Genomic DNA, 10,179 nt, shown 5'->3' on the forward strand with positions numbered 1-10,179 from the left:
CGCTGCGCACGCCGAGGACCCGCGCCCCTTGCCGGCACGCAGCCTGCTGGGCGCCGGCCTGGCGGCCCGCCTCGCCCTGGTCGCCGGCGCGCTGGCGCTGCTGTGGGCGACCGTGCTGTGGGCCTTGCGATGAACCGCCTCGCGCTGCCGATGATCCGCCTCGACAACCTCACCCTGGGCTACGACCGCCACCCCGCGGTGCACCACCTGTCGGCCGAGATCCCGGCAGGCGCGCTGGTCGCCGTGGTGGGGCCCAACGGCGCGGGCAAATCCACCCTGCTCAAGGGCCTCGCCGGCGAGCTGCGCCCGATCGGCGGGCGCATCCTGCTGCCCGAGCTGCCGGCCGGCGGCCTGGCCTACATGCCGCAGCGCGGCGAGATCGACCACAGCTTCCCGGTGTCGGTGTTCGACGTCGTGGCGATGGGCCTGTGGCACGAGATCGGCGCCTTCGGCGGGCTCTCGCGCGAGCAGCGCGGTCGCGTGCGCGCCGCGCTCGCCGCGGTGGGCATGGCGGGCTTCGAGTCGCGCCCGATCGGCTCGCTGTCGGGCGGCCAGCTGCAGCGCGCGCGCTTCGCCCGCCTGATGCTGCAGGACGCGCCGCTGATCCTGCTCGACGAGCCCTTCGCGGCGATCGACAGCCGCACGGTCGACGACCTCGTCGAGCTCATCCTCGGCTGGCACGACGAGGGCCGCACCATCCTCACCGTGGTGCACGACCTCGAGCAGGTGCGCCGTCACTTCCCCACCGCGCTGCTGCTGTCGCGCGAACCGGTGGCCTTCGGCCCCACCGCCGAGGTGCTCACGCCCGAGCGCCTGGCGCGCGCGCGCCGCCTCTCCGAAGCCTTCGACGAGCACGCGCACGAGTGCCACATCGAGGAGCTGACTGTGGCGGTGGCGCCCGATGTCGGCGCGCATCCGCACGCGCACGACGACGGGCACGCGCACGCCGAGGGCCACGGCCACGCGCCTGCGCGCCCGGCGACGCATGCGCACCTGGCGCCGCGGCCGCGCCGCGGCCTTCCCCGCCACTGAATCCGCAGCCCGCTGCGCGTAGCCCAGGCCCCACCGTGTTCGACCTCCTGATCGCCCCCTTCACCGAGTTCGCCTTCATGCGCCGCGCGCTCGCCGGCTGCCTGGCGCTCGCGCTCGGCGCCACGCCGGTGGGCGTGTTCCTGCTGCTGCGCCGCATGAGCCTGATGGGCGACGCGATGAGCCACGCCATCCTGCCGGGGGCCGCGCTCGGCTACCTCGCCTTCGGCCTGTCGCTGGGCGCGATGACGATCGGCGGCATCGTCGCCGGCCTGGTGGTGGTGTTCGCCGCGGGCCTGGTGACGCGCGCCTCGGTGCTCAAGGAGGACGCCAGCCTGGCCGCCTTCTACCTGCTCTCGCTCGCCGCGGGGGTGATGATCGTGTCGCTGCGCGGGCAGAACCTCGATCTGCTGCACGTGCTGTTCGGCTCGGTGCTCGGGCTCGACGATGCCTCGCTGCTCTTGATCGCCGGCATCGCCAGCGTGACCCTGGTGTGCCTCGCGCTGCTGTTCCGCCCGCTGGTCATGGAGTGCTTCGACCCCGCCTTCCTGCGCGGGGTGAGCCGGTGGTCGCCGGTGGCGCACTACGGTTTCCTGATGCTGGTGGTGGTGAACCTGGTGAGCGGCTTCCACGCGCTCGGCACCTTGATGGCGGTGGGCATCATGATCCTGCCCTCGGCCGCGGCGCGCCTGTGGGCGAAGGGCCTGCCGGCGCTGCTGCTGCTCGCGGTGCTGTTCGCCTTCGGCAGCGGTGCGAGCGGGCTGCTGCTGTCCTTCCACGTCGACGTGCCCGCGGGGCCGGCGATCGTGCTGGTGTGCGGCGTGGTGTATTTCGTGTCGCTGCTCGCCGCCCCCGGCGGCCTGCTCGCCGGCCGCCTGCCGGTGCGGCACCACCTGGAGTCGTGACCGCCTTGGCGCCGGCGAGGGGCGGTGGTGCTTCCCGAACCGCTGCTTTCGCGCCTGCCGGCGCTCCTACAGGGAGTTCCCGGCGGCACCCGCGTCCGCCACGCGCAGCCTCATGTAGGAGCGCCGGCAGGCGCGAATGCTTCATGTAGGAGCGCCGGCAGGCGCGAAAGCAGCGCGGCACAACGTGCATGCCATACCGCAACCCGCGGCGCTCCCGCAGGGGGTTGCCGGCAGCACCCGCGTCCGCCGCGGATGCGCCTCGTTTTTTCTTCAACCTGGATCCGACGACGATGAAAACCTTCCCCCGTTTGCGCCGCGTGCGCACCCTTGCGGCGTGCGCCGCCCTGCTCCTCGGCGGCAACGCCCATGCGCAAGCGCTCGAAGTGGCCACCAGCTTCAGCATCCTCGGCGACCTCGTCGCGCAGGTCGGCGGCGAGCGCGTCAAGGTACGCACCCTGGTCGGTCCCGACGAGGACGCCCACGCCTTCCAGCCGCGCCCCTCGGACGCGCGCGAGATCGGTACCGCTGCGCTGGTGGTGGTCAATGGCCTCGGCTTCGACGACTGGATGACGCGGCTGGCGCGCGCGGGCGGCTTCAAGGGCACCGTGGTGGTGGCGAGCGCGGGCATCTCGACGCTGGAGATGACGCGCGACGACGGCCATGGCCATGATCACGACCACGGCAAGGACGAGGGCAAAGGCAAGGCGGTCGACCCGCACGCCTGGCAGGACATCGCCAACGTGCGCCGCTACGTCGCCAACATCGCGGGGGCCCTCGCGGCGGCCGACCCGGAGGGCGCCACGGCCTACCGGAGCGCGGCCGAACGCTACGACGGCGAGCTGCAGGCGCTCGACGCCGAGATCCGCGCTGCCTTCGCGGCGCTGCCCGCCGAGCGGCGCAAGGTGGTGAGCTCGCACGCGGCCTTCGGCTATTTCGCGCGCGCCTACGACATCCGCTTCCTGTCGCCGGTGGGCGTGGCGAACAACGCCGAGCCGACGGCGAAGGGGGTGGCCCGCCTGATCCGCCAGCTCAAGGAGGAGAAGGTGCCGGCGGTCTTCATCGAGAACGTCGCCGACCCGCGCCTGATCGAGCGCATCCGCAGCGAGAGCGGCGCGGCGGTGGGCGGCACGCTGTATTCCGACGCGCTGTCGAAGGCCGGGGGCCCGGCGTCGACCTATGTACACATGATGCGTACGAACCTCGCGACCCTGCAGAAGGCGCTCGTGGCACCGGGGCGCTGAGCCCGCATCACGGCTTGCCGGCAGGACCGCGGGGATAGAACCGCCGCTTTCGCGCCTGCCGGCGCTCCTACATGAACCACCGCGTGCGGCGCCCGTGTCGCTGTCGGCGCGCGAAACGCCCGCGATGCCATGACCCATCGCCCGCGGCGCGCATGTTGGTGTCGGCGCGCGAAACGCCCGCCATGCCATGACCCATCGCACGCGGCGCCCGTGTCGCTGCCGGGGCGCGAAACGCCCGCGATGCCATGACCCATCGCCCGCGGCGCGCATGTTGGTGTCGGCGCGCGAAACGCCCGCCATGCCATGACCCATCGCACGCGGCGCCCCTGTAGGAGCGCCGGCAGGCGCGAATGCGGCGCTGGCTCCGGGGCGGGGACGTTCAGCGGCTCGAGGCCGCCAGCATCGCGCCGGCGCCGACGAAGAGGCCGCCGAAGATGCGGTTCTGCAGGCGCAGCAGGCGCGGGTTGCGCAGCAGGGGGCGGAAACGCGTGGCGAGCAGCGCGTAGCAGGACATCACCATCATGTCGACCGCCACCATGGTCGCGCCGATGATCGCGAACTGCGGCCACTGCGGGCGGTCGGGCACGATGAACTGCGGCACCAGCGCGGCGATGAACACGATCGCCTTCGGGTTGGTCAGGTTCACCAGGATGCCCTGCGCGTAGAGCTGGCGGCGCGACTGCACGCGCAGACCCTCGCCGTCGCCGCCGATCGGCTCGGGCGGCGAGCGCCACTTGTGCACGCCGAGCCAGATCAGGTAGGCCGCGCCGGCGAACTTCACCACCGCGAACGCCGCCTCCGAGGTCGCCAGCACCGCGCCGAGGCCCAGCGCCACGACGCACAGCTGCAGCAGCAGCGCGATCTGCAGGCCGGCGATCGCGCGCAACGCGGCGGCGTAGCCGTAGCGCAGGCCGGTCGACATCGACAGCACGGCACCCGGCCCGGGCGAGACCGCGATCACCAGCGCGGCGGCGAGAAAGGCGAGCCACATCGTCCAGCTCATGGGAATCTCCGGTAAATGCGTTCAGCGAGTTCGTTCATCGGCATCGTTCACGCGAAGATGCTGTGCAGCATCTTCGCGCACAGCACGACCAGCATCCCCGCGAACACCTTCTTCAGCGTCGCCACCGGCAGGCGGTGGGCCAGCTTCGCGCCGAGCGGGGCGAAGAAGGTGCTGACCAGCGACACCAGCACCAGCGCCGGCAGGTACACATAGCCATAGGTGAGCGCCGGCATGTCGGGCGCGCCCCAGCCGTTGACCAGGTAGCCGAGCGTACCGGCAATCGCGATCGGCAGCCCGATCGCCGCCGAGGTGCCGATCGCGTTCTGCATCTTGACGTTGCACCAGGTCATGAAGGGCACCGACAGCGAGCCGCCGCCGATCGCGACCAGCGCCGAGACGCCGCCGATGCCCAGGCCGGCCGCGCTCATGCCGAGCACGCCGGGCAGCTCGCGCGAGGGCTTGGGCTTGATGTTGAGCAGCATCTGGATCGACACGTAGGCCATGAAGACCGCGAAGAAGATCGCCAGCGGCACGGTGGAGATGCGCGACGCGACAAAGGTGGCGGCGAAGGTGCCGACCAGGATGCCGGGCGTGATCAGGCGCACGATGTCCCAGCGCACCGCGCCGTGGGCCTGGTGCGCGCGCAGGCTCGACACCGAGGTCAGCACGATGGCCGCCATCGAGGTGCCGAGCGCCATGTGCACCACCTGGGACTGCGGGAAGCCCTGGGCGAGGAAGAAGGTCGTCAGCATCGGCACCATGATGCCGCCGCCGCCCACGCCGAGCAGGCCGGCGAAGAAGCCCACCGCCGCGCCGAGCACCGGATAGGCGAGCCACCAGAGGTCGAAGGCCATTGCGTTTCCCTTTCGATTCGGTGCGCGCCGCGCGCTGCGGTGCGCAAAGAGCGGAACTATCACGCATAGCCCGGATGCCGCGCAAGGGAGAACACGTCCGCGATGCCTTGCGGGCACAGGCAGGCGCGCGACCGCGGAGGAATCACGGCGGCTGCCCGGCCCGCGCAGCGCACCGCGGTCGGCCACGTCCCCGGGGCGCCGAGCGCGCACGCCCGATCGGCTACAATCGGGCCATCACGCCGACCGCCCGCGGATCCGGCCGCGCCTTGTGGCGAATCCCCATCCTTCCGCCCACTCTTCCGACTCCTGCCTTGCCGATGAAACCCGAAAAGAACCCCGCCGCACCCGCCGCCGAAGCCCCCGTCGCCTCCAACTTCATCCGCAACATCATCGACGAGGACAATCGCAACGGCAAATGGGGCGGCCGCGTCGAGACGCGCTTCCCGCCCGAGCCCAACGGCTACCTGCACTACGGCCACGCCAAGTCGATCTGCCTGAACTTCGGCCTCGCCGAGTCCTACGGCGGCGTCTGCCACATGCGCTTCGACGACACCAACCCCGAGAAGGAAGAGCAGGAATACGTCGACGCCATCCTCGAGGCGGTGCAGTGGCTGGGCTTCGAGTGGGGCGAGCACCTGTACTTCGCCTCGGACTACTTCGACCGCATGCACGACTGCGCGATCAGCCTGATCCGCGCCGGCAAGGCCTACGTGGACTCGCAGTCGGCCGAGGAGATGCGCGCCAACCGCGGCACGCTGACCGAGGCGGGCAAGGACAGCCCCTACCGCAATCGCAGCGTGGCCGAGAACCTCGACCTGTTCGCGCGCATGCGCGCCGGCGAGTTTGCCGAGGGCACGCACATCCTGCGCGCCAAGGTCGACATGGCGAGCCCCAACATCAACCTGCGCGACCCGGCGATCTACCGCATCCGCCACGCCACCCACCACCGCACCGGCGACGCGTGGTGCATCTACCCGATGTACACCTTCGCCCACCCGATCGAGGACGCGATCGAGAACATCACCCACTCGGTGTGCACGCTCGAGTTCGAGGACCAGCGCCCGTTCTACGACTGGCTGCTCGACGCGCTCGCCACCGAGGGCCGCTTCCCGCGCCCGCTGCCGCAGCAGATCGAGTTCGCCCGCCTCAACCTGACCTACGTGGTGCTGTCCAAGCGCAAGCTGATCCAGCTGGTGAACGAAGGCCATGTCGACGGCTGGGACGACCCGCGCCTGCCCACGCTCATCGGCGCCCGCCGCCGCGGCTTCACCGCCACGGGTTTCCGCCGCTTCGCCGAGCGCATCGGCGTGTCCAAGGCTGACTCGTGGATCGACATGAGCGTGCTCGAAGAGTGCATGCGCGACGACCTCAACGAGGCCGCCGAGCGCCGCGTGGCGGTGCTCGACCCGCTCAAGCTGGTGCTCACCAACTACGTCGAAGGCGCCTCCGAGCTGTGCCAGGCGCCCAACCACCCGCTCAAGGCCGAGCTGGGGAAACGCGACATGCCGTTCTCGCGCGAGCTGTGGATCGAGCGCGAGGACTTCATGGAGGAGCCGGTGAAGGGCTTTCACCGCCTCTACCCGGGCAACATGGTTCGCCTGCGCTACGGCTTCGTCGTCAAATGCACCGGCTGCGAGAAGGACGCCGACGGCAACATCACCGCCGTGCTCGCCGAGTACATGCCCGACTCCAAGTCCGGCACCCCGGGCGCCGACAACTACAAGGTCAAGGGCAACCTGCACTGGGTGTCGGTCGCGCACGGCTACGAGGCCCAGGTCCGCATCTACGACCGCCTCTTCGCCCACCCCCACCCCGGCCAGCGCCGCGAGGGCGATGCGCCGGACTTCGAGCGCGACTTCCTCACCGACATCAACCCCGACAGCAAGCGCATCATCACCGCGTACCTGGAGCCGGCGCTCAGGGACGCCCGGCCGGAAGAACACTTCCAGTTCGAACGCCACGGCTACTTCGTCGCCGACCGCGTGGACTCGAAGCCCGGCGCGCCGGTGTTCAACCGCACGGTGACGCTGAAGGATTCGTGGGCGAAGGGCGGGAAGTAAGATCGCTCCCATCCCGAGTGGCGAAAAGGCATTGACCATCCCGGCACTCCCTCCATGAAAACCCTAAGCCGCCTCCTTCTCCTCGCCCTCCTCGCCGCGCTGGCGGGCGCGGGGGGGTGGTGGCTGACCCGCCCGAAGCCGGTCGAGGTGGTGGTGCATGAGGTGGCCCGCGGCACCGTCGAGGCCACGCTGACCAACACTCGCGCCGGCGAGGTCGAGGCCTGCCAGCGCGCGAAGATGGCGACGATCGCCGGTGGGCGCATCGAGTGGCTGGGGGTGGAGGAAGGCGACCGTGTCGAGGCCGGACAGGTGCTGATGCGGCTGTGGCATGGCGACCTCGACGCGCGCGCGGCGGTCGCCCGCGCCCAGCTCGCCACCACGCGCCAGCGCGTGCACGAAGCCTGTACCGTAGCGGCCAACGCCGAACGCGAGGCGGCGCGCCAGGCGCAGCTGTTCAAGCGCGGCTTCGTCTCCGCCAGCGCCGAGGAGAAGGCACGCACCGAGGCGCGCGCGCGCCGCGCCGCCTGCGACACCGTGCAGGCCGACGTCGCCACCGCCGCGGCCCAGCTCACCGCCACCGAGACCGAGCGCCAGCGCCTGGTGCTGGTCGCGCCCTTCGCGGGCACGGTGGCCAAGATCAGCGGCGAGCTCGGCGAGTACGCGACGCCCTCCCCGCCCGGCGTGCCGATGCCGCCGGCGATCGACCTGATCGACGACTCCTGCCTGTACGTGAAGGCGCCGATGGACGAGATCGACGCGCCGAAGATCCAGCCCGGCCTGCCGGTGCGCATCACGCTCGAGGCCATCCCCGGCAAGGTGTTCGCCGGTACGGTGCGGCGCGTGGCGCCCTACATCACCGCGGTGGAGAAGCAGGCGCGCACGGTGGCGGTAGATGTGGACTTCGTGAATCCCGACGAGGCGCGCGGGATGCTGGTGGGCTACAGCACCGACGTGGAGATCGTGCTGGCGACGCGCGCCGAGGTGCTGCGCATCCCGACCAGCGCCTTGCGCGAGGGTGGCAAGGTGCTGGTGGTGGAGGGCGACACGCTGGCGGAGCGCACTCTGGTCACCGGGGTGGCGAACTGGGAGTTCACCGAGGTCGTGTCCGGGCTCGACGCAGGCGAGCGGATCGTGACCTCGCTGGAGCGCGAGGGGGTGGTGGCCGGGGCGAAGGTGCTGGCTCGACCCGCGCAGGCGCGCTGAGCCGCATCCGGTCGCCCGCCATCGAAGACGCGCAACGAGGATTTGCTTCAAGCCCGGCCATGGCCCAGATCGAACTCGACCACATCGACCGCATCTTCAGGCTCGGCGACAGCGAGGTGCACGCCCTGCGCGACGTCACGCTGCGCATCGAGCCCGGCGAGTACGTCGCGGTCATGGGGCCGTCCGGCTCGGGCAAATCCACCCTGCTCAACCTGCTCGGCCTGCTCGACCGCCCCAACGCCGGCGCCTATCGACTCGAAGGCCGCGACGTCACCACGCTCTCGGCCGACGAGCAGGCCGCGGTGCGCAGCGCGCGCATCGGCTTCGTGTTCCAGAGCTTCCACCTCGTCCCCCGCCTCAGCGCGGCCGAGAACATCGGCCTGCCGCTGGTGCTCGCCGGCGTCCCCGCGGCCGAGCGCGCGCCACGCATCGCCCAGGCAGTGAAGGACTTCGGCCTCGAAGGGCGCGCCCGCCACCGCCCCGACGAGCTCTCCGGCGGCCAGCGCCAGCGCGTCGCGATCGCGCGCGCCACCATCATGCGGCCGGCGATGCTGCTCGCCGACGAACCCACCGGCAACCTCGACCGCGCCACCGGCCACGAGGTCACCGCGCTGCTCGAGGCGCTCAACGCCGCCGGCACCACGCTGATCGTCGTCACCCACGACCCGGCGATGGGCGCGCGCGCGCGCCGCCGCATCCTGATGGAGGACGGCGCGATCCGGCAGGACCAGCGCGCCGCGGCAGCGGCGCCCGAGGCCCCCGACGCTGTTTCAGCCCCGCCGCCGCGATGAGCCCGGCCGACACCCTGCGCTTCGCCACCCGCGCCGCCACCGCCTGGCCGCTGCGCACCGCGCTGATGATGCTGGCGATGTCGATCGGCGTGGCCGCGGTGGTGGTACTCACCGCGCTCGGCGACGGCGCGCGGCGCTACGTGGTGAATGAATTCTCCGCGCTCGGCGCCAGCCTGCTGATCGTGCTCCCCGGGCGCACCGAGACCGGCGGCGTCAACGCCGGCAGCTTCGTCAGCAGCACGCCGCGCGAGCTCACCAACGCCGACGCTGCCGCGCTGCTGCGCCTGTCGCTGGTGCAGCGCGTGGCGCCGCTCGCGGTAGGCAACTCGGAGATCGCCGTCGGCGGGCGGCTGCGCGAGGCCACGGTGGTCGGCACCAGCGCCGACTTCCTGGAGCTGCGCGGGCTGAGGATCGGCCAGGGCAGCTTCCTGCCGCGCGAGGACTTCAACCGCGCCTCGGCGGTGGCGGTCATCGGCGACGCGCTGCGCAGCGAGCTCTTCCCGGGGCAGGGCGCGGTGGGCCGCATGATCCGCGTCGGCGACACCCGGCTGCGCGTGATCGGCGTGCTCGCGCCGTCCGGGCGCGGGCTGGGCATGACCACCGACGAGCTGGTGCTGGTGCCGGTGGCGACCGCGCAGGCGATGTTCGACACCAGCGGGCTGTTCCGCATCTTCGTCGAGGCGCGCGGGCGCGAGGCCCTGCCCGGCGCGCAGCGCCAGGTCGAGGAGCGCCTGCGCGCGCGCCGCGACGGCGAGCTCGACTTCACCGTGATCACCCAGGACGCGGTGCTCGGCACCTTCGACCGCATCCTCGGCGCGCTCACCCTGGGCGTGGCCGGCATCGCCGCGATCAGCCTGGCGGTGGCCGGGATCCTGGTCATGAACGTGATGCTGGTCGCGGTCACCCAGCGCACCACCGAGATCGGCCTGCTCAAGGCGCTGGGGGCGCGCGCCGGCACCATCCGCGCCGCCTTCCTCGCCGAGGCCGCGCTGCTCTCCGTCGCCGGCGCGCTCGCCGGCTTCGCGCTCGGCCATGCCGGTGCCTGGGGCGTGCGCCTGGCCTTTCCCGAGCTGCCGGCGTGGCCGCCCGACTG

9 protein-coding genes are annotated in these 10,179 nt (G+C 71.9%); 7 read left to right on the top strand and 2 right to left on the bottom strand.

All coding sequences use genetic code 11. The features are described from left to right. Positions 1 to 129: 129 nt before the first annotated feature. From C667_RS15755 to C667_RS15765, 3 genes are all read left to right on the top strand, one after another. Positions 130 to 1,032 (top strand): metal ABC transporter ATP-binding protein, encoded by a 903-nt coding sequence (locus C667_RS15755; protein WP_004368889.1) that lies wholly within the window; start codon positions 130 to 132, stop codon positions 1,030 to 1,032. Positions 1,033 to 1,067: 35 nt separating this feature from the next. Next, positions 1,068 to 1,934: a metal ABC transporter permease gene (locus tag C667_RS15760; RefSeq protein ID WP_004368891.1), complete on the top strand. Its 867-nt coding sequence runs from the start codon at positions 1,068 to 1,070 to the stop codon at positions 1,932 to 1,934. A gap of 290 nt (positions 1,935 to 2,224) precedes the next feature. Continuing rightward, a complete protein-coding gene (locus tag C667_RS15765; protein ID WP_004368893.1) occupies positions 2,225 to 3,175 on the top strand; it encodes a metal ABC transporter solute-binding protein, Zn/Mn family in 951 nt (316 codons plus the stop codon). A gap of 379 nt (positions 3,176 to 3,554) precedes the next feature. Here the strand turns inward: C667_RS15765 and rhtB are convergent, their stop codons facing one another. Then, a complete protein-coding gene (gene rhtB / locus C667_RS15770) occupies positions 3,555 to 4,178 on the bottom strand; it encodes a homoserine/homoserine lactone efflux protein (RefSeq protein ID WP_004368895.1) in 624 nt (207 codons plus the stop codon). Positions 4,179 to 4,225: 47 nt separating this feature from the next. Further along, positions 4,226 to 5,032: a sulfite exporter TauE/SafE family protein gene (locus tag C667_RS15775; protein ID WP_004368897.1), complete on the bottom strand. Its 807-nt coding sequence runs from the start codon at positions 5,030 to 5,032 to the stop codon at positions 4,226 to 4,228. A 317-nt stretch (positions 5,033 to 5,349) separates the two neighbouring features. Between C667_RS15775 and C667_RS15780 the strand changes: the two genes are divergently transcribed. From C667_RS15780 to C667_RS15795, 4 genes are all read left to right on the top strand, one after another. Continuing rightward, the gene (locus tag C667_RS15780; RefSeq protein ID WP_004368898.1) at positions 5,350 to 7,092 is read left to right on the top strand and encodes a glutamine--tRNA ligase/YqeY domain fusion protein; all 1,743 of its coding nucleotides are present in this window, start codon (positions 5,350 to 5,352) and stop codon (positions 7,090 to 7,092) included. 54 nt (positions 7,093 to 7,146) lie between these two features. Next, positions 7,147 to 8,295, top strand: coding sequence for an efflux RND transporter periplasmic adaptor subunit (locus C667_RS15785; protein WP_004368899.1), 1,149 nt, complete (start codon positions 7,147 to 7,149; stop codon positions 8,293 to 8,295). 59 nt (positions 8,296 to 8,354) lie between these two features. Next, complete coding sequence (locus tag C667_RS15790; RefSeq protein ID WP_004368900.1) at positions 8,355 to 9,086, top strand: ABC transporter ATP-binding protein; 732 nt, start codon at positions 8,355 to 8,357, stop codon at positions 9,084 to 9,086. Next, positions 9,083 to 10,179, top strand: a 1,097-nt coding sequence (locus C667_RS15795) for an ABC transporter permease (protein WP_004368901.1), incomplete at its 3' end; no start/stop codon positions are given. The genes C667_RS15790 and C667_RS15795, both read left to right, overlap by 4 nt.

This window comes from Thauera phenylacetica B4P, assembly GCF_000310225.1.
Classification (GTDB): Bacteria; Pseudomonadota; Gammaproteobacteria; order Burkholderiales; family Rhodocyclaceae; genus Thauera; species Thauera phenylacetica.

What these genes read in the sequence shown, in the direction of transcription:
- C667_RS15755 (WP_004368889.1), top strand. Translation starts at nt 130, where the DNA reads ATGAACCGCCTCGCGCTGCCGATGATCCGCCTCGACAACCTCACCCTG.
- C667_RS15765 (WP_004368893.1), top strand. Translation starts at nt 2,225, where the DNA reads ATGAAAACCTTCCCCCGTTTGCGCCGCGTGCGCACCCTTGCGGCGTGC.
- rhtB (WP_004368895.1), bottom strand. Translation starts at nt 4,178, where the DNA reads ATGAGCTGGACGATGTGGCTCGCCTTTCTCGCCGCCGCGCTGGTGATC.
- C667_RS15775 (WP_004368897.1), bottom strand. Translation starts at nt 5,032, where the DNA reads ATGGCCTTCGACCTCTGGTGGCTCGCCTATCCGGTGCTCGGCGCGGCG.
- C667_RS15780 (WP_004368898.1), top strand. Translation starts at nt 5,350, where the DNA reads ATGAAACCCGAAAAGAACCCCGCCGCACCCGCCGCCGAAGCCCCCGTC.
- C667_RS15785 (WP_004368899.1), top strand. Translation starts at nt 7,147, where the DNA reads ATGAAAACCCTAAGCCGCCTCCTTCTCCTCGCCCTCCTCGCCGCGCTG.
- C667_RS15790 (WP_004368900.1), top strand. Translation starts at nt 8,355, where the DNA reads ATGGCCCAGATCGAACTCGACCACATCGACCGCATCTTCAGGCTCGGC.